This window comes from Vibrio sp. 10N.247.311.49, from assembly GCF_041467655.1.
Lineage (GTDB): Bacteria > Pseudomonadota > Gammaproteobacteria > Enterobacterales > Vibrionaceae > Vibrio > Vibrio crassostreae_C.
Genome location: NZ_JBFSVA010000005.1, coordinates 148768 through 169057 on the forward strand (window position 1 = coordinate 148768; position 20290 = coordinate 169057).

Here is a 20290-nt window from a genome sequence, read left to right on the forward strand (position 1 = left end):
GGTAAGAACGTAAGTCAGCAAGAAACTTTGTTAGCTCCTCCGTTCTACTTATTCAATTTCAGCGTCCCTTTTCAATCATGTTCACTCGCAATGGTTAAGTGAGATTACGTTATGTCTCAGCAATACTCAGAGCTATTTTGCCAAAGCAATTACTCCTTCCTTGAGGGAGCCTCACACGCAGAGGAGCTTGTTTTACAGGCCGATTTCTTGCGTTACAAAGCACTCGCGGTTACTGATGAGTGCTCAGTCGCGGGCATCGTTAAGGTTCACTCTGCGATCAAGCAACATAAACTATCACTCAAGCAAATTGTCGGGAGCATGTTTTGGCTAAATGAAGAGTGCCAAGTGGTCTTGATATGCCCAAACAGACAAGCCTACGCCGAGCTGTGCCGTATTATTACCAACGCGAGACGTCGTAGCAGCAAGGGACATTATCAGCTCTCTGAGTGGGATATCATGTCGGCTAAGCACTGCTTTATTCTTTGGCTTCCTCAACAGAAAAATGAAGACGCGCACTGGGGGCAATGGCTATCTCAGCACCATTCAGGTCGGCTTTGGATCGGCTTACAAAGACACCTAAAGCAAACCGACCAGCAGTACACAGATTACTGCGTTGAGCTGTCACAACATCATCAACTGCCGATAACAGCTTGTGGTGGCGTGCTAATGCACAATGCTAACCGCTTACCCTTACAGCACTCACTCACTGCGATAAAGTACCAAAAGCCCATTACCGAAGTGGGCAGTCACTTACTCGCTAATGCCGAGCGCTGTTTACGGAGTATCAATAAGCTCTCTCATATCTTCAAAGCGGAGTGGCTAGAAGAGAGCAACCGTATCGCTGAGCTGTGTGAATTTGATTTAAATAGCTTGCGATACGAATATCCCAGTGAGCTGATTCCTCAAGGGGAGACACCCATGAGTTATCTGCGCATGTTGGTCGAAAAAGGAAAACAGACTCGCTTCCCACAAGGTGTACCTAACGACATCCAACAAATCATAGATAAAGAATTGGGATTAATTGACGAGCTTGACTACCCTTTCTTTTTTCTCACCATTCATGACATCGTGATGTTTGCCAAAAGCCAAGGCATTCTTTACCAAGGTCGAGGTTCAGCGGCCAATTCCGTGGTCTGTTACTGCTTAGAAATCACCTCTGTCGACCCAAGACAGATCTCGGTGCTGTTTGAGCGTTTCATCAGTAAAGAGCGCGATGAGCCGCCTGATATTGATGTCGATTTTGAACACGAACGTCGTGAAGAAGTCATCCAATACATCTATAAAAAATACGGTAGAGAACGGGCTGCACTTGCTGCAACAGTCATCTCTTATCGCTTCAAAAGTGCGGTGAGAGATGTCGGGAAAGCATTAGGGCTACAAGAAACTCAGCTCGACTACTTCATCAAGAACACCAATCGCAGGGACAAAAGCTTAGGTTGGCAGGCTCAGCTCACTCAATTAGGGCTACAACCTGATTCTTTGAAGGGGCAGCAGTTTATCCACTTGGTTAATGAGATTATCGGCTTCCCACGTCACTTATCTCAACATGTCGGTGGCTTTGTCATATCCTCAGGGCCTTTGTATGAGCTGGTTCCCGTCGAAAATGCAGCGATGCACGATCGAACCATTATCCAATGGGATAAGGATGATCTAGAAACCTTAGGCTTGCTGAAAGTTGATGTGCTCGCGTTGGGTATGCTCTCTGCGATTCGTAAATGTTTCGACCTGATCAAACGTATTCACGGGCGATCACTGACCATTGCTGAGATCACTCGCCTTAAGGACGATCCTCAGGTTTACGGCATGATTCAGCGAGCAGACACAGTCGGGATATTCCAAATTGAGTCACGCGCACAAATGAGCATGCTGCCAAGGCTTAAACCGAAGACTTATTACGACTTGGTGATTCAAATCGCTATCGTACGCCCAGGCCCTATTCAGGGTGATATGGTGCATCCGTTTCTCAAGCGTCGAGATGGCATTGAGCCAATCAGTTATCCATCTAAAGACGTGGAATCAGTACTGTCGCGCACCTTAGGTGTACCGATATTCCAAGAGCAAGTGATCAAACTCGCGATGGTCGCTGCAGGGTTCACAGGCGGAGAAGCAGATCAACTCAGACGGGCAATGGCCGCTTGGAAGAAAAATGGCAACGTCTTTAAGTTTAAAAACAAACTCATCGAAGGAATGCAAAAGCGCGGCTATGAGACAGAGTTTGCTGAGCAGATCTTTAAACAGATATGCGGCTTTGGCGAGTACGGTTTTCCTGAAAGCCACTCCGCTTCGTTTGCGGTGTTAGCGTATTGCTCCGCTTGGTTGAAATGCTACTACCCAGAGTGCTTCTACGCTTCTTTACTGAACAGCCAACCCATGGGCTTTTACAGCCCTTCACAGTTGGTACAAGACGCACAACGACACAATGTGGCGATTCTTCCAGTATGTGTGAACGCCTCACAAGACAACCACATAGTCGTTGAACATCAGAACGGCTTAGCGATTCGCTTAGGGCTGCGACAAATCAAAGGATTCAGCGAGCATGGGATTCAAAGCGTGCTCGCCAATCGTCCACAAACCGGTTATCGCCACCCTAGCCAGGTGAAACAGTTATCGATGAATAAGAAAGATATCGAGATACTGGCATCAGCCAATGCGCTACATAACGTTTCTGGAGACCGCTTCCAGACTCGCTGGGCGATCATGGACTCCGCTTCTGATTTACCTCTGTTTAGCCAAGCCTATGACGATGCTGAGGCAGGACATGACGAACATGTACTGCACAAGCCCAATGAGATGCAAGATCTACTCGAAGACTTCACCAGTGTCGGAATTTCATTGAACAAGCACCCCATCACTTTGCTCGAAGAAGCAGGACGATTAGGTCGATTCACACACATGAAAGATTTAATACAGCAAAGACACAAATCTATGGTCACCGTTGTCGGATTAGTCACAGGTAAACAATCTCCCGGCACCGCGGCAGGTGTCACCTTTGTTACGCTGGAAGATAGCACTGGCAATATTAATGTCGTGGTATGGGGAGCAACCGCACGCGCTCAACAGCAAGCTTATCTCACAGCCAAGGCGTTAAAAGTACAAGGGATATTAGAAAAAGAAGGTGAAGTCGTGCATGTTATCGCGGGAAAACTTATCGATATTACCGATGAAATTGTTGGCTTGAAAACCAAATCTCGGGATTTTCATTAGCGAAGTACCAACTGTTCTCAATCGATCATTGGCTAAAGAAAAGAGAGAAAGAAAAACGAAAAAGGGAAGCATCCGCTTCCCTTCAATTCCAGTTGTTGGGTTATGACTCAACTTCAGCTTCCGTACGTCTTTTCTTAAATTCCCTATACAGTAATAAGCTCAAAGTCATGACGACTTTAGACGTTAACCATATCATTAAGAGGAACTACCTTAGATTGTGTGTGAAAAATTACGCTAGTAGTTGAGCATATTTCGTTAAGAAAAATATGCTGCGTGAATATTAGCAAGCGTTTTCTATAAGGTCACTCAAAACAAACCGTACAGCAGCATTAATTATAAAATCTGACGCATTCGCTCTTGAGTCACTTCAACCAAGAGGTCTGGCTGGAACTTAGAAATAAAGCGGTTACACCCTACTTTCTCAACCATAGCTTCATTAAAACTTCCACTTAATGAAGTATTTAGCGTGATGAATAGGTCATGCATTCTTGGGTCAGTACGTACTTCGTGTGTCAGCTTGTAGCCGTCCATTTCAGGCATTTCAGCATCGGTGATCATCAACAATATTTCTTGATTGATGTCTTTGCCTTCATCACACCAGCCCTTAAGTAAGGTCAGTGCTTCTAAGCCATCACAACACTCAATAATGTTCAAACCCAACTGCGACAAGGTGCCTTTGATCTGGTTACGCGCTGTTGAAGAGTCATCAACGATAAGCACATTGCGTCCTATCATCTCCTGAGCTAATTGTTCATCTAAAACGCCTTCAGAGATCGAGACATCGTAATCAATGATCTCAGCCAACACTTTCTCAACATCGATGATCTCGACGATCTTGTGCTGCTCTTCTTCTTGAATATGCGTAATAGCGGTTAGGTAGTTTGCACGGCCTGTTGTCTTTGGCGGCGGCTGGATTTCTGTCCATGTCGTGTTCACGATATTACGAACTTGCCCAACCAAGAAACCTTGTACGGTTCGGTTGTATTCCGTAATAATCAGGTTGCTCTCTTGAGACTCCGCACGAGATGGCGGAAAGCCAATGGCACTGCGTAAATCGATAACAGGCACCGATTCACCACGTAAAGACGCAACACCCGTAATATGATGATGAGAGCCCGGTAAGCGAGTGAGTACTGGCACTTTGAGGACTTCTTTCACTTTAAATACGTTAATCGCAAATAGTTGACGACTATTTAAGCTGAATAACAAGAGTTCCAGACGGTTTTCACCGACCAGTTTGGTTCTCTGATCAACCGAATTTAAAACGCCAGACATACAACACCTTAGTGACAAATAATAACTGTGGCTACAATAGCCTACTTCAATAGGTTAAAGCAAAGCGCCAATGCACAGAATGCTTAAACTAAGTACAACAAATGATGTTATACAAAGCTTAAGTACATGGAAAGGTTCAAGGTAAGGCTACAAGACGAGAAAAAGGGGTTAACCTTCAATAACTTTCATTAACAGTTGGCCATCGTATAAGGCCTGCTTGATGAGCGCAGCACCTGGCATGGTTGCCTGCTTATAAAAACGAGATTCCACCAGCTCTAAGTCTTTATGGTAAACCGATAGACTCTGCTCTTCGATACACTTTTGAATCGCCGGGTATAACACGCTCTTCGCCTGATTGATAACACCACCCACCAAGATTTTCTCTGGGTTGAACAGGTTAATCACAATCGCAATCGCAGAACCTAGATAACGGCCTAACTGTTCAATCACTTCGACAGCCAGCGGATCCCCATTAGCAGCGGCAGCACAGATCTGTTCAATAGTGACGTCTTCAAACACCGTTAGCGTTGATTCTTCACCATTTACCAATCGCTCTTTGACTTGCTCACGGATTGCCTGAGAACTCGCCACCGTTTCTAAACAGCCTCGATTACCACAGTGGCAAAGCTTGCCTTCCTTGTCGATCTGGATATGCCCCAACTCACCGATGTTACCGTGACGTCCTTGCAGAACGCGACCATCAAGAATGATCCCGGCACCTAAACCGTGGTGAATCGAGATAAGAACAGAGTTGTCGTTGTCTTGTGAGTTACCAAACAGCTTTTCTGCTAATGCCCACGCTCGGGTATCATTGGCAATAAAAACTGGCAAACCGGTTTCTTTGTAGATCTCCGGCCCCAACGCTAAGTTTTCAACGTTATAGTGCGGCATCTGCAACACAATACCTTGCTCTGAATTCACCAGACCTGGCAGTGTGATAGCGATACTCGTCACCCTGTCGAGTTGCTCGGCATAGGTTTGGAAGAACTCATCGATTTCATGGAGAAGACGCGCAAGCACATCGTCTTGATCACGTTCATGGATATCAATCTTGGTATCGATAAGCACGTCGCCGCCCAATTCATGGAGCGCGATCGTCAAGTATCCGCGACCAAGACGCATCGACAAAAATTGCCAACCTTCGTTATTGGTTTGCAGACCGACAGCAGGACGCCCACGAGTCGTGGCTTCTTGAACCGTCGTTTCGTGAATAAGGTGAGCTTCAATGAGTTCACGGGTAATTTTAGTAATACTCGCCGGAGCCAACTCACTTTGCTTGGACAGATCGATACGAGAAATAGGACCTTTAAGGTCAATTAGTTTATATACACGACCAGCATTGACCTGTTTGATATGATCAATATGGCCCGGTTGAGCCATGTACATTTTACGCTCCAGAAATCATCAACGAGGTAATTTTTTTACTTTGCGAAGTAATTGTGAAGTCACTTGGTATATCGCCGTGACCAGTATCACGTATATACATGAATCTTTGTGTATCGAGTCAAATAGTTCGAGGAAAATTAACACCCACATCGATAATTTGCGACTTAATTTTCAGAATAAAACATCGCATTTGAGCCCTGAATTCAATAATTAAAGGCAAATCAAGAAATATCCTCCTAGCTCCCAATAAATTATCAATTAATGCATATACTTAATTCAGTCTTTTAAAAGATTACTTGGCCTCACTCTAGGAGTATTCATGACAGCCGAATTAAGAAAAACGAAAATCGTCACAACGCTAGGCCCTTCTACTGATAAAGGTAACGTGCTTGAAGAGATCATCAAAGCCGGTGCCAATATAGTCCGTATGAACTTCTCTCACGGCACCAGCGACGACCATATACAACGCGCAGAAAAAGTCAGAGCAATAGCAAAAAGACACGGTACTCAAATCGCCATTCTCGGAGACTTACAAGGTCCCAAGATTCGTGTGTCGACATTCAAAGATGGCAAAATCCAACTTGCCGTAGGCGACCTGTTCACTCTCGATAGCAGCCTAGGTTTAGGTGAAGGCAATCAAGAAGCCGTTGGCCTTGATTACAAAGAACTGCCTAACGACGTATCCGCCGGCGATATACTGTTGCTTGACGATGGTCGTGTTCAACTCAAAGTAACCAAAGTGGAAGGCTGTCGCGTTCATACCGAAGTCATCATTGGCGGCCCACTCTCAAATAACAAAGGCATCAACAAAAAAGGGGGTGGCCTTTCCGCAGAAGCGCTAACAGAAAAAGACAAGCGCGACATCGTCACCGCCGCACAAATCAAAGTGGATTACCTAGCGGTGTCTTTCCCTCGTAATGGTGAAGACATGCACTATGCTCGTCAGCTTGCACGAGAAGCCGGCTTAGAAGCTCACCTCGTCGCAAAAGTGGAGCGAGCAGAGACAGTAGCTACAGTTGAGAACATGGATGACATCATAATGGCCTCAGATGTGGTCATGGTGGCTCGTGGTGACCTCGGAGTGGAAATTGGCGACCCTGAGTTAGTCGGAGTACAAAAACAGCTTATACGCCGTGCCAGAGCGCTTAACCGAACTGTCATCACCGCAACTCAGATGATGGAATCAATGATTTCTGCGCCAATGCCAACCCGTGCCGAAGTTATGGATGTTGCCAACGCCGTACTCGATGGCACCGATGCTGTGATGCTGTCTGGTGAAACTGCAGCTGGTGACTACCCAGTCGAGACCGTAAAATCGATGGCTGAAGTCTGTATTGGTGCGGAAAAAATGGCAGGCATTAATAACCAATCCAATTACCGTATTGACCGCACCTTTGTTACTGCCGAAGAAACCGTTTCGATGGCGACCATCTACTCTGCAAACCATATGGAAGGCATTAAAGGCGTTGTCACTCTCACCGAGTCAGGCCGCACCGCATTGATGATGTCTCGCCTGAGTGCCGACATGCCGATCTACGCGCTGTCTCGTAACGAAGGAACGCTTAATCGCTGTACCTTATACCGAGGTGTGACACCAATCTACTTCGAGACAGAAGCCGAAGACAGCTTTGACATTGCACTATCTACACTCACTTGCTTGAAAGAGAAAGGACACCTTAAGTTTGGTGACCTAGTGATCGTCACTCAAGGCGACATTATGGATGTAGCAGGGTCAACCAACTGTATGAGAATCTTGCCTGTCACCTAATATTTGACCTTAAGGCGAAACGATTCGCCTAATCTCAAAAACTTAAAAGGGTTATCGAACCAAGTTCAATAACCCTTTTTCATTTCAGAACACGACTCACTAAAATCTGCTTAAACAGCATAACGAGCTCACAGCATGCTAGCTCATCAACTTCGGGAATTAGTTACCCGCAGCAATGGTGGCTAACTGTGGCATATGCGAGTTGCGAGCGTTTTCCGTTGAGGTATAGGTCTCCACAAATCGGTAACCGGCTTCTAAACCCAATTCGTAATCATGCAGTAAATCATCTTTATGACTCATTAATGAGCTCGATTTAAGCGTTTGACTAGGTGCTATCTGAACCACAAACGCGTCGTCTGGTGGCGAATTCAAAAAATCCTGAGTCAATGAGTAGGTCTGATAATGCACCATCAGCATGTCAGCCAACCCTGAATCAAACTTATCTCCGATTAAATGACTTAAGCGATAAATATCATCTGCACCAAATAGCCAGCGACCACCGTTCAGCAGGTCTAAATGCCCACGGTCACGCTTCTGCTCTTTTGAGCGCATAATTTGTTGTTGGAAGAAAGAGGTCCAGTCGGTTTTCCACTGTTCCACTTTCTGTTGCCAATGGCCTTGAACACTGTCGAAAGATTCGCGGAACCACTCCAGTTCTTCTGCAGATATAGGTTTAGGCGCTTTGACTGAAGATCCCTTAACTGGTGCTTCAACCAAATGGGTATTACCTTCCTCCACCACTGGCTCAGTACGAATCACCACAATAGAACGAGCTTGTCTTCGCCACGCTTCCTGAACTGGGATACACGCCGATACACCACCGTCCACATAAGCACTGTCACCAATAAAGACTTCGTCATTGTACAAGCGAGGAATAGCACAGGTCGCAATCATCACCTTGTACCAATCTTCGCCCAATAATGGGAAGTAGTGGTCTCGTAAGTCTTTGGAATCCGTTACAGCCGCATAGAAGTGGCGATCGCCTAGCGTTTGTCGCCCTAAATCCAGATCGAGCTTATATGGGTAAGCCATGATTTGTTCTAGCGCCCATTCTAATCCTAGGTTCTTTCTGTGTCGTATATAGGAAAAGAGATTGAAGAACTCTGGTGAGGTTGTGAGGTCGAGAACAAAAGAACGTCCAAGGCCTTTATCACGGCACAGATAAGCACATAAGTTGAGAGCACCTGCTGAGGTACCAAAAAATTCGTCGAAGGGGTCAAAATTTGAGAGAAGAAAGGCATCCAGCACTCCAGAAGTAAAAATACTTCTCTGTCCGCCACCTTGAGCGACCAGTGCTGTTTTTCCAGCAATAAACTTAGCGTAATAATCCAAGTCTATTGCTGTATCAATATTGGTTATAATCCCACTATTCATTATTCATTATTCATTATTCCCTGAGTATCAAAACTCAGCCTCGCAATAGATGGTATTAACTACCAATCGCAATAAAGCCAAATGAAAGAATGATCATGTAGATAAACACGGTAATTTGTAGGGCATTTTTCAGATTATGGTCCATAGACACCTCTGGCTTATTATTAATTTGTCGAGTCTCTATTTAAGTACTATCAGGTGTGTGAAGTATCTTCAAGAATCGTCGAAATTAGTCGCACAATATTGATGTAACCATCACAATTAGTAAGTGTATGGATAAGGATATACTCATGAATAACAAAGCAAATATGATGGCACTGATTACGCTTCTCTCCGTTTCAAGCGCGTATGCTTCGCCGGAGATCATCATTACACCTATGGTAGGTTATACCGGCGGTGGCAGTGTCGAAGACCAGGACGGTAAAACCTATGACATGAAAGGCTCTGAAAATTACACCTTTGCCATTGAAACGCCACTTGAAAAAGGACGCATCGGCTTCTTCTACTCCAATCAGAGCTCGGAATTAGAAACGCTTAACCTAAGCTCCTCCATCCAATACCTGCACCTTCAAAGCAGCATCTACTACCCTGCTTCGCCTGTGTTGTCGGGTTATCTAGGGCTAGGCCTGGGTGCTTCTTACGTCGATGTAGACTGGGCAAAAGATAAGTATGGATTCTCAACTTCTATCTTTGGTGGCTTAGAGTACAAATTTAGTGACCGACTAGCGTTGAACACACAAGTACGTTGGTTAGGCACGGTTGTCGACAACGATACCTCCGGTGTTTGTAATATCCCAAATAACGGGCAAGAGTGCATCATTCGCTTTGATACCGACTGGATGAACCAATTCCAAGCCAATGTCGGACTGAGTTTTACTTTCTAAGCGGCTCAATGAAGCAAAAATATAAGATCGGCCCAAACTAAAAAACCAGCTAAATGCTGGTTTTTTCATTATTAAAACGGTTTTAGTTCAGGTTAGAACTTATAGGTAACACCTAAAGCGCCGCCCACTTGCAACTCAACACCTTTATACATATCGAGTTCAGGGTGAACTTGAGCGTAAGCATTCCAACCTTCGTAGAAATTCACTTTCACGCCTAACGGCAAGCGTAAGCCAAAGTCGTCATTCCATTCAGCCCAAGCACCAGCACCGACGTACCAGCTCAACGGAGCTTCAGTCTCGAACTGACCACGCTTCAAAATGTAATCAAAGGCAGCGCCGTCATTGCCAATCGTAGCACGGTATTTCTGATCAAATTCCACAACGACACTCAGGTCTTGGTCAATGGCGAGTCCAACTTCCAAAGCTGGAGCTTCAGAAGCTTGAGCAAACGAGGCTCCGCTGCAGCACATAAGGCCGATCAAGTAACGATGTTTCATAATATTCTCAGACTGTACTTAAAAAACGGAAGTCTACTGGAATCTCAGCAAAAGGTGTCATCGCTGGGTAAAAGATAAAAGACACGAAAAATTTGGGAACGACCATCAAATGATCGAGTTGAATGATAAGTACCTGAGTTAATGGAGATTAAGCACAATAGATCTTTCATAGAGCAGAAAACAAAAAAGGAGGCCTTTCGGCCTCCTTTCAATTTATTGAATCAGAGAATTAACCGTTGTTACGGATCCACTCATCCATGTCTGTCTTAAGGTTGTCAGACTTAGTACCGAAGATAGCTTGTACGCCACCCGCTACTACTACAACACCTGCAGCGCCTAGTTTCTTCAGCTTGTCTTGGTCAACAAGAGCTGTATCAGCTACTGCAACACGTAGACGAGTAATACAAGCGTCAAGACCAGTGATGTTCGCTTTGCCACCGAATGCAGCAACTAGCTCACCAGCAAGTTCAGAACCAGTCGCAACTGACTCTTCTTCAGTCTCGTCTTCACGGCCTGGAGTTTTAAGGTCTAGAGCTTTAATCACAGTGCGGAATACGATGTAGTAAATTGCAGCGTAAGCAATACCACATACAACCATTAGGCCCATCTTAGACGCGTGGCCAGATAGAACTAGGAAGTCGATTAGACCGTGTGAGAAAGATGTACCGTGTACAAAACCTAGAGTGTTCGCAAGAACGTATGCAGAACCAGCTAGTAGAGCGTGGATTGCGTACAGTACTGGAGCAACGAATAGGAAAGAGAATTCGATTGGTTCAGTGATACCCGTTAGGAATGAAGTCAACGCAGCAGAAGCCATGATGCCCATTACTTTAGCGCGGTTTTCAGGCTTAGCTGAGTGTGCAATCGCGATTGCAGCAGCAGGTAGACCGAACATCTTGAACATGTAACCACCAGCTAGCTGACCGAAGCCATTGCCCGCTGCACGAGATGCGTCATCAGCAACTAAGTAACAAGTAAGAACACCGTTTTGAGTTTCGCCAGCAGCGTTTACACAAGTACCAGCTTCAAAGAAGAAAGGTACGTTCCAAACGTGGTGAAGACCAAATGGAATTAGAGAACGCTCAACGATACCGTAGATACCAAACGCCACTTGTGGGTTTTGGTGAGCAGCCCAATCAGAGAACGCAGAGATAGCGCCGCCAACTGGTGGCCATACTACAGATAGTAGGATTGCTAGACCAATCGCAGAGAAACCTGTGATGATTGGCACAGCACGCTTACCAGCGAAGAAGCCAAGGTACTCTGGTAGTTGAATACGGAAGAAACGGTTGAATGCCCAAGCAGCAACACCACCGACTAGGATACCACCTAGTACACCAGTATCGATTTTATCAACGCCCATTACACCAGCCATTACGCCAAGTGTAGCAGTCATGATGCCATAACCAACGATAGCAGCTAGACCCGCTACACCATCGTTGTTAGTAAAGCCAAGTGCAACACCTACTGCGAACAGTAGTGCCATTTGACCGAATACTGAACCACCAGCTTGTTCCATTAAGTTTGAAACGATTTCTGGAATGAAAGGAAGATCTGCTGCACCGACACCTAGCAAAATACCCGCAACTGGTAAAACTGATACTGGAAGCATCAGAGACTTACCAACTTTCTGCAGGCTAGCAAAAAGGTTCTTAAACATGTTTATGCTCCTGATAAAGATAAAATAATTATATTGGGTTCTAACGGCACACCCCCGTAGCCTATATGTTAGCACCCTGCGAAAATGTAACCATGTATTGCATTATATTTTCTGCCGCTAAATATATATTGATGGGGAACTAACTTTCTAGTCACTTACGAAATTTAGTTTCAAAACACGTCTTGGATCACATGTCAAATCTAGAAATGCAATGCTTTACAAGTGTTTAATGCATTGAAATATATAAGTATTTTTCAAGAGCCCTATTATTTTACTGGGTAAATAAAATAGGAGCGAATGTTATTTTTAGTAACAAAATTACAAATGTTATAATTAGCGCTCTCAAGTTCAACATAATTCGTAAACATTAAAAAAAAACGTATTTTTGGTGATCAAAAACACAAAAAGGGAGCTTTTGCTCCCTTTTATTTGTTTACTTAGATTTTTATCGCAAAAAAAGTTTTTGGTAATTTTTGGTCGTTTGTTCGGCAACCTCTTTCATCGACACACCTTTTAATTGCCCAATGTAGGCCGCCACTTCGACGACATATGCAGGCTGATTCTGCTTCCCACGATATGGAATGGGCGCCAAATATGGAGAATCTGTCTCGATCAGCAACCTGTCTAGCGGTAGGTTCTTAACAACTTCTTTAAGTTCTGTAGCCTGCTTAAAGGTCACAATGCCTGAAATTGAGATATAGAAACCTAGTTCCATTGCTGCTTCAGCGAATGCTTGATCTTCGGTAAAGCAGTGAATCACACCGCCACACTTCTCAGCTCCGCCATCACGTAAAATAGCTAATGTGTCTTCACGTGCGTTACGAGTGTGAATGATCAAAGGTTTATTCAGCTCAACGGCTAACTCAACATGCTGCTTAAATCGTAGCTGTTGCAGCTCCGCCGTCTCTGGTTGGTAGTGATAATCTAAACCTGTCTCTCCAATCGCCACAACCTTAGGGTTGCTCGCGTATTCACGCATTGTCTCTAGGCTGAAATCACTTTCAACATCGAGAGGGTGAACGCCACAAGAGGCTTTAACGTTATCAAACGGCGAGATCATCTCGAGCATATTTTCAAACGAATCGAGTGTCACACCGACAGAAAGCAATTGGTCTACATTAGCAGCCTTCGCCTTGTTAACCACATCTTCTACGCTGGTGTGTAAATCTTGGTAATCCAGTTTGTCTAAATGACAGTGGGAATCTACGAACATGTTTCCTCGCAAGTGGCTATCAGCCAATTCATTATGAGTAGCTCCGTATTGAGCCCAGGGTGTTGCTTTAACTGCTCAATCAATGTCAGCAGTTTATTCGATGCTGCATAAGCACTTTGATAAGACATCGCCTCACACAGTGCTTTCGCACTCGGAGTGAAAGCCTGATTCGCCAAACCAAAATGCAGCTTCTGTACATCTGACAATAGATGCCAAAGCCAGCCAAGTTGAATCAAAGGGTCTTTGCTAAGCTCTGTAGAGAACTTTAGCATGTCAGGTTGAGTGCCTTTTATCACATTCACAAAGCCATCGAGCGCTTTTGTTGAAGCTTCAACGCCACCTTGCTCAAACATCGCTTTTGCTTTTAAAGGCGCGTTGTCATTGAGTGCTAAAATATACTGCGGTACCGCTTTGCCCACTTCACCATCTAACCACGCTGATGCTGTCTCTAACTGCGGACTAACCACATTGAATTGCTGACAACGGCTAATAATAGTCGGCATTAAGCGATTACTGTTACGAGTAGACAGAATGAAGATGCACTTGCTTGATGGCTCTTCCAGAGTTTTCAATAGTGCGTTGGAAGCCGATTCGTTCATTGCTTCAGCAGGGTTAAGCAAAATAACGCGCAAACCACCTAACTGAGAAGACTCTTGAGCCCAGCGGTTACTGGCACGCACTTGATCAACCGTGATCGACTTACCTTCTTTCTCGGGTGAGATCACATGAAAATCAGGATGACTGCCCGACTTCATTAACTCACAGCTGTGGCAAAACCCGCACGACTCGCTTTCATAGTTCGTGCACATCAATGCGTCGGTAAGTTGGCTAATCAAAGCATCAACGCCGAGCCCTCCCGGTGCATTAACAATCACAGAGTTAGGAAAACGCTCCGCATCGAGACTTTTTTTCCACTCACTCCATACCGGTGTGAGCCAAGAATACACTTCAGCCATGACTACCTACTGTTTGTCGAGCCAAGCAGTTAGCGCGACTTTAATATCAGCGGCTACTTGCTCAATTTCTTGCTGCGCGTTAATCACAAGTACAGAATCATCTTGTTCTGCAATTTCTAGATAGCGCTCACGCGTTCGGTCAAAAAATGAGATGTCCATCTTTTCAATTCTATCAAGCTCACCACGGCCTCTAGCACGCTCTAGCCCTACTCTAGGGTCTAGGTCCAAATATAGCGTTAGATCGGGTTTAAAGCCGCCTAGCGTGGTTGCTTTCAGTGATTCCATAGTCGTGCGCGCGATCTGGCGACCACCACCTTGGTATGCCTGTGAAGACATATCATGACGATCACCCAATACCCATTGACCATTGGCGAGTGCCGGCTTGATGACGTTCTCGACTAATTGAACACGTGCTGCATACATCAACAGCAATTCAGTCATGTCTTGAAGCTTCTCGCCTTCGTGCTCTTCTTTAACCAATGAACGCATCTTTTCAGCTAAGACAGTACCACCCGGCTCGCGAGTATTAACAATATCTTCAACACCCGATGCTTTTAATGTCTCAACGATGGCATTGATTGCTGTGCTTTTGCCAGCGCCTTCAAGGCCTTCAACCACGATAAATTTCGACTGATTCATAATTATTTCTTTATCTGTTTTTTCTTAATTGCTTTAAGTAAGCTCGCACTGCACGGTTATGCTCAGTCAAACTCTTTGAAAATACGTGCCCACCTGTTCCACTCGCAACGAAATACAAGTAGTTGCTCTTCTCTGGATTCAACGCCGCGTTGATAGACGCTTTGCCTGCCATAGCGATAGGTGTCGGTGGCAAGCCACTCATTGTATAGGTGTTGTAAGGCGTTGGCGTGCGTAAGTCTTTCTTACGGATGTTGCCATCGTAGCTGTCACCCATGCCATAGATAACCGTTGGGTCAGTTTGCAAACGCATACGCTTGTTTAGACGGTTAACAAACACAGAAGAAACACGCTCACGTTCTGACGCAACAGCGGTCTCTTTCTCAATGATAGATGCAAGAATTAACGCTTCGTATGGCGATTTAAGAGGCAGCTTATCCGCTCGATTTTCCCACTCTTCATTCACCACGCTCATTAGGTCTCGATGCGCGCGCTTCAACAAATCTAAATCAGTGGTGCCATAGGTGTAGTGATACGTTTCTGCTAAGAAGAGACCTTCTAGCTTTTCGTTTTCAATACCCAACTTTTCAGCGATCTCTTTTTCAGAAACGCCATCCAATGTCTGTTGAATGAATTCGTTGTCTTTTAGCTGAACAAGCCATTCGTCAAAACGACTGCCTTCAACAAAGGTAATAGTAAACTGGTGTTCTTTCCCTTCTACAAGCACCTGTAGCGCTTGCTCTAAGGTTAAACCCGGTTCAAGCAGGAAAGTACCCGCTTTTACGTCTACAAGCTCAGGATGTAACTTACGGATTAATTTCTCGTAAGGAGAAGCCTCAAACAGCCCCTCGTTAATCAACTGGGCTAGAACGCGGTTAAAGCTGCTACCTGAAGCAACAGTCACGACTTGTGGTTTTTCTAATTGAATAACTTGTTTCAGGTTATCTTGCGCTTGGTTGTAAACATAAAAACCAGCAGCACCGGCTGCAATTAAGCACAAGATAATAAAAATAAATAACTTTTTGATCACGAGTTTAGTTGTCCTTGAAGGCTACGAGTAATGGTTCCAATGTTAAATTGGGTATCACTAATACGGGTAACTGGGGCAACCCCTAAAATGGAGTTTGTCATGAAAACCTCATCAGCTTGCATGAGTTGAGATAAGCAGTAGTCACTAATTGTAACGGAAAGTTCAGCCTGATTCAGCGCGGTTAACACTTGCTTACGCATAACCCCCGCGACACCACTTTGAGTGAGTTGAGGTGTGTATATCGACTGACCTTTGCGCCAGAACAGATTGGCCATGGTGGTTTCAATCACATTGCCCGATATATCAAGAACCACGCCATCCACTTCATTAGCTTGATCCATTTCATCTTTCATCAAAATCTGCTCAAGGCGATTATTGTGCTTATGGCCAGCCAGTAGTGGGCTCAAACCTAGCGCTTGATGGCAGATACCGAGTTCAACACCGGAGTCTTGCCACGCTGAATAATGGCTTGGGTAATCAAAGGTACTGATGGTGATTGTCGGCTTGGCGATATTCTTGGTACTGTAGCCACGCCCACCCGCTCCACGACTAACGTGCAGCTTGATCCCTGCTTTTTGATTATGAGGCTTGTTGGCGTTATGGAGCTTCTTTGAACCATCAAGGCTCTTTGTGCCATGAAGAGCGTTATGTTGGATGTGTTGAAGCGCAGTATCGAGCCAAAGACTAACAACATCCCAATCAAGAGCAGAAATGCGTAGCGCTTTAAGGCACTCGTCGACACGGTGCTGATGATCGTGAAGATGTTGTATCTCACCATCACTCACGAGCATTGTCGTAAAACAGCCGTCTCCGTACTGAAACGAGCGATCCAAAATATCGATAGTTTGCTGGCTTTCTCCATCAACCCAAAACATGTTTTTCCCCATAAAAAGAAACGGCTCAATGCTAAAGCATCAAGCCGTTTAAAAACAAGTCTAATTGTGACTATCTACGAGTGTTTACGTCTTTAATAAGATGATTAAATCTTTTTGAAGATCAAACAGCCGTTTGTACCACCGAAACCGAATGAGTTACATGCAGCATATTCCATGTTGCTAACTTCACGCGCAGTGTGAGGTACTAAGTCAATATCTAAGCCTTCTTCAGGATCATCTAGGTTGATTGTTGGTGGAACAATTTGGTCAACCAGAGACATAGCCGTGATGATAGCTTCAGCAGAACCAGCAGCACCTAGAAGGTGGCCTGTCATTGATTTCGTAGAAGAAACCAATACTTGCTTGCTGCCTGCTTCGCCAAGAGCACGCTTGATGCCCTTAACTTCCGCTACGTCACCTGCAGGAGTCGAAGTACCGTGTGCGTTTACATAACCGATTTGTTCACCAGTAATGCCAGCATCACGCATAGCCGCTTCCATTGCTAGTGCGCCACCTGAGCCATCTTCACTTGGAGATGTCATGTGGTAAGCGTCACCCGACATACCGAAGCCAACTAGCTCACAGTAAATCTTAGCGCCACGAGCTTTCGCATGTTCGTACTCTTCAAGAACCATCATGCCTGCACCGTCGCCAAGAACGAAGCCATCACGGCCTTTGTCCCATGGACGAGAAGCTTTTTGAGGCTCATCGTTACGAGTAGAAAGTGCTTTAGCCGCACCAAAACCGCCCATACCTAGTGGAGTTGATGCTTTTTCAGCACCACCCGCTAGCATTGCGTCTGCATCGCCGTATGCAATCATACGAGCCGCGTGACCAATGTTATGTAGGCCAGTCGTACATGCAGTAGAAATCGCGATGTTTGGACCGCGTAGGCCACGCATGATAGACATGTGACCAGCAATCATATTCACGATCGTCGACGGTACGAAGAACGGGCTGATCTTACGAGGGCCTTTTTCAGTTAGAGCTTGGTGACCGGCTTCGATCAAACCAAGACCACCAATACCAGAACCGATAGCAACACCCACACGTGGAGCGTTTTCTTCAGTAATAGTTAGGGCTGAATCATCTAAAGCTTGAATACCTGCTGCGACGCCGTACTGGATGAACAAGTCCATCTTACGAGCATCTTTTTTAGTCATATACTCTTCGCAGTTAAAGTCTTTAACTAGACCTGCAAAACGAGTTGAGAAATTGGTTGCATCAAAATGATCGATATTAACGATACCACTTTGACCAGCTAGCAGGGCTTTCCAAGAAGATTCTACAGTGTTGCCTACCGGTGACAACATACCCATGCCAGTGACAACTACACGACGCTTGGACACGATTTTACACTCCGGGGATTGAGGTGATTTAAGATGAGGATAGATGAGTTAGATAAAACACAGGCGGTCGAGGTGACCGCCTGGGAGAGATTATTACTGAGCGCTAGTTACGTAATCGATAGCTGCTTGAACAGTAGTAATTTTCTCAGCTTCTTCATCTGGGATTTCAGTGTCAAATTCTTCTTCTAGAGCCATTACTAGCTCTACTGTGTCTAGAGAATCTGCACCTAGGTCATCAACGAAAGAAGCTTCGTTTTTAACTTCAGCTTCGTCTACACCTAGCTGTTCAACAATGATTTTCTTTACGCGTTCTTCGAGGTTGCTCATTTTTTCTTTTCCTTTACAGAGTTCGCTTTATGCGATGTTTTCCGTAGTTTATTCAATCTATTGAAAGTTGCAAGGTCAACTTTTCTGGTCAAACCACAATTTTCACGATTTTAACCGAAATTACGTATGATCTTGACTTAAATCATGCACAAATGTTGCACATAATTTACACCATGTACATACCGCCATTGACGTGAAGTGTTTCACCTGTGATATAAGCTGCCGCAGGTGACGCCAAAAATACCACAGCTTCAGCGATTTCGCGAGGGTCACCTAGTCGACCTGCTGGTACATTCGCCAAAGTTGCTGCACGTTGGTCATCATTTAGCGCTTTAGTCATGTCAGTTTCGATGAAACCAGGAGCTACAGTGTTCACTGTAACGCCACGAGACGCAACTTCACGAGCCATTGATTTAGTAAAACCAATTACGCCTGCTTTTGCAGCTGCGTAGTTAGCTTGACCAGCGTTACCCATAGTACCTACTACAGAACCAACGTTTACGATACGGCCTTGACGCTTCTTCATCATGCCACGCAATACGGCTTTAGACATGCGGAAGATAGGCGTTAGGTTAGTATCGATGATGTCATTCCATTCGTCGTCTTTCATACGCATCAGTAGGTTATCACGAGTGATACCTGCGTTGTTAACTAGAATGTCAATCGCACCGAATTCATCGTTGATGGTTTTCAGTGTAGCAGCAATTGAGTCAGTATCCGTTACATTAAGAGCAAGACCTTTACCGTTCTCACCAAGGTACTCGCTGATTGCAGCTGCGCCGCCTTCAGATGTCGCAGTACCGATAACTTTAGCACCACGCTCAACTAAAAGTTCAGCGATTGCACGACCGATGCCACGGCTTGCGCCTGTAACTAGTGCAACTTTGCCTTCTAAATTCATCATAACTTCTCTATTAAGTGGTTATTTACTTAGCAGCTTCTAGTGATGCAGTGTCATTAACTGCAGCAGCTGTCATAGTTTTTACGATTCGTTTTGTTAGACCAGTAAGAACTTTACCAGGGCCTAATTCAAGTAGCTTCTCAACGCCTTGCTCATTCATCGCTTGTACGCCTTCAGTCCAACGAACTGGGCTGTACAGCTGACGAACAAGTGCGTCTTTAATTTTTGCAGGATCTGTTTCAGCGATAACATCAACGTTATTGATAACAGGCAATGCTGGCGTGTTGAACTCTAGAGCTTCTAGAGCCACCGCTAGCTTGTCTGCTGCTGGCTTCATCAGTGCACAGTGAGACGGCACAGAAACAGGTAGCGGAAGTGCACGCTTAGCGCCCGCTTCTTTACAAAGTGCACCAGCACGCTCTACTGCCGCTTTGTTACCCGCGATAACAACTTGGCCAGGAGAGTTAAAGTTAACTGGAGACACAACTTCGTCTTGCGCAGCTTCTTCACACGCTTTAGCAATCGCTTCATCGTCTAGACCGATGATTGCGTACATTGCACCAACACCTGCAGGAACCGCTTCTTGCATCAGTTGACCACGTAGTTCAACCAGCTTGATCGCTTCTTTAAAGTCGATAACGCCGGCACATACAAGAGCAGAATATTCACCTAGGCTGTGACCTGCTAGATTTACAGGTTGCTCTAGGCCAAGCTCTTGCCATACACGCCAAATTGCAACAGACGCTGTTAATAGAGCCGGTTGAGTGCGAAAAGTTTCATTTAGATTTTCTACAGGACCATCTTGAACCAATGCCCATAGATCGTAACCAAGTGCTTCTGAAGCTTCAGCAAATGTCTTTTTAACAACATCATACTGTTCGCCTAGGTCAGCAAGCATACCGATAGCTTGAGAGCCCTGGCCTGGGAATACGATAGCAAATTTGCTCATTGTAAT

At 45.1% G+C, this 20290-nt stretch carries 18 protein-coding genes; 3 read left to right on the forward strand and 15 right to left on the reverse strand.

Annotation, left to right across the window (positions count from 1 at the left end; translation table 11 throughout):
• The first annotated feature begins 111 nt into the window (after window positions 1–111).
• Window positions 112–3204 carry an error-prone DNA polymerase gene (locus tag AB6E54_RS07675; protein ID WP_372107059.1) on the forward strand — a complete coding sequence of 1031 codons (3093 nt, stop codon included), beginning with the start codon at window positions 112–114 and terminating at the stop codon, window positions 3202–3204.
• 333 nt (window positions 3205–3537) lie between these two features.
• On the opposite strand, the gene AB6E54_RS07680 is transcribed toward AB6E54_RS07675, so the two are convergent.
• On the reverse strand, window positions 3538–4479 hold the full coding sequence (locus AB6E54_RS07680) for a chemotaxis protein CheV (protein WP_017062139.1): 942 nt from the start codon (window positions 4477–4479) through the stop codon (window positions 3538–3540).
• Between the two features lie 168 nt (window positions 4480–4647).
• On the reverse strand, window positions 4648–5865 hold the full coding sequence (locus AB6E54_RS07685) for an ROK family protein (RefSeq protein ID WP_017062140.1): 1218 nt from the start codon (window positions 5863–5865) through the stop codon (window positions 4648–4650).
• 319 nt (window positions 5866–6184) lie between these two features.
• Here AB6E54_RS07685 and pyk point away from each other — a divergent pair, with 319 nt between their 5' ends.
• Window positions 6185–7633: a pyruvate kinase gene (pyk, locus tag AB6E54_RS07690; RefSeq protein ID WP_017062141.1), complete on the forward strand. Its 1449-nt coding sequence runs from the start codon at window positions 6185–6187 to the stop codon at window positions 7631–7633.
• A gap of 159 nt (window positions 7634–7792) precedes the next feature.
• On the opposite strand, the gene AB6E54_RS07695 is transcribed toward pyk, so the two are convergent.
• Together AB6E54_RS07695 and AB6E54_RS07700 are read right to left on the reverse strand one after the other, a co-directional pair.
• A complete protein-coding gene (locus AB6E54_RS07695; protein ID WP_017063485.1) occupies window positions 7793–9007 on the reverse strand; it encodes a patatin family protein in 1215 nt (404 codons plus the stop codon).
• A 55-nt stretch (window positions 9008–9062) separates the two neighbouring features.
• Window positions 9063–9152 (reverse strand): YnhF family membrane protein, encoded by a 90-nt coding sequence (locus tag AB6E54_RS07700; protein WP_100214626.1) that lies wholly within the window; start codon window positions 9150–9152, stop codon window positions 9063–9065.
• Between the two features lie 145 nt (window positions 9153–9297).
• Between AB6E54_RS07700 and AB6E54_RS07705 the strand changes: the two genes are divergently transcribed.
• Window positions 9298–9891, forward strand: a complete 594-nt coding sequence (locus AB6E54_RS07705) for an outer membrane beta-barrel protein (RefSeq protein WP_017067207.1) — start codon at window positions 9298–9300, stop codon at window positions 9889–9891.
• Between the two features lie 92 nt (window positions 9892–9983).
• Here the strand turns inward: AB6E54_RS07705 and AB6E54_RS07710 are convergent, their stop codons facing one another.
• The 11 genes from AB6E54_RS07710 to fabD all read right to left on the reverse strand — a co-directional run bounded on the left by AB6E54_RS07710 (window position 9984) and on the right by fabD (window position 20284).
• Window positions 9984–10388, reverse strand: coding sequence for a hypothetical protein (locus AB6E54_RS07710; RefSeq protein WP_017062144.1), 405 nt, complete (start codon window positions 10386–10388; stop codon window positions 9984–9986).
• A gap of 229 nt (window positions 10389–10617) precedes the next feature.
• Window positions 10618–12048: a PTS glucose transporter subunit IIBC gene (ptsG, locus tag AB6E54_RS07715; protein ID WP_102332502.1), complete on the reverse strand. Its 1431-nt coding sequence runs from the start codon at window positions 12046–12048 to the stop codon at window positions 10618–10620.
• A 445-nt stretch (window positions 12049–12493) separates the two neighbouring features.
• Entirely contained in the window at window positions 12494–13261 is a 768-nt protein-coding gene (locus tag AB6E54_RS07720) for a TatD family hydrolase (RefSeq protein ID WP_017067206.1), read from the reverse strand.
• Window positions 13252–14217 (reverse strand): DNA polymerase III subunit delta', encoded by a 966-nt coding sequence (locus AB6E54_RS07725; RefSeq protein WP_372107061.1) that lies wholly within the window; start codon window positions 14215–14217, stop codon window positions 13252–13254. The genes AB6E54_RS07720 and AB6E54_RS07725 overlap by 10 nt, the downstream gene beginning before the upstream one ends.
• Window positions 14218–14223: 6 nt before the next feature.
• Window positions 14224–14856, reverse strand: coding sequence for a dTMP kinase (gene tmk / locus AB6E54_RS07730; RefSeq protein WP_017062148.1), 633 nt, complete (start codon window positions 14854–14856; stop codon window positions 14224–14226).
• A 10-nt stretch (window positions 14857–14866) separates the two neighbouring features.
• A complete protein-coding gene (gene mltG / locus AB6E54_RS07735; protein ID WP_017062149.1) occupies window positions 14867–15883 on the reverse strand; it encodes an endolytic transglycosylase MltG in 1017 nt (338 codons plus the stop codon).
• Complete coding sequence (gene pabC / locus AB6E54_RS07740; protein ID WP_017062150.1) at window positions 15880–16758, reverse strand: aminodeoxychorismate lyase; 879 nt, start codon at window positions 16756–16758, stop codon at window positions 15880–15882. Before pabC ends, mltG begins: the two co-directional genes overlap by 4 nt.
• 104 nt (window positions 16759–16862) lie before the next feature.
• Window positions 16863–18107, reverse strand: a complete 1245-nt coding sequence (fabF, locus tag AB6E54_RS07745) for a beta-ketoacyl-ACP synthase II (RefSeq protein ID WP_010437291.1) — start codon at window positions 18105–18107, stop codon at window positions 16863–16865.
• 93 nt (window positions 18108–18200) lie between these two features.
• Complete coding sequence (gene acpP / locus AB6E54_RS07750; protein ID WP_004737381.1) at window positions 18201–18434, reverse strand: acyl carrier protein; 234 nt, start codon at window positions 18432–18434, stop codon at window positions 18201–18203.
• A 166-nt stretch (window positions 18435–18600) separates the two neighbouring features.
• Window positions 18601–19335 carry a 3-oxoacyl-ACP reductase FabG gene (gene fabG, locus AB6E54_RS07755; RefSeq protein WP_029235138.1) on the reverse strand — a complete coding sequence of 245 codons (735 nt, stop codon included), beginning with the start codon at window positions 19333–19335 and terminating at the stop codon, window positions 18601–18603.
• Window positions 19336–19360: 25 nt separating this feature from the next.
• Window positions 19361–20284 (reverse strand): ACP S-malonyltransferase, encoded by a 924-nt coding sequence (fabD, locus tag AB6E54_RS07760; RefSeq protein ID WP_017063479.1) that lies wholly within the window; start codon window positions 20282–20284, stop codon window positions 19361–19363.
• Window positions 20285–20290: the final 6 nt, after the last annotated feature.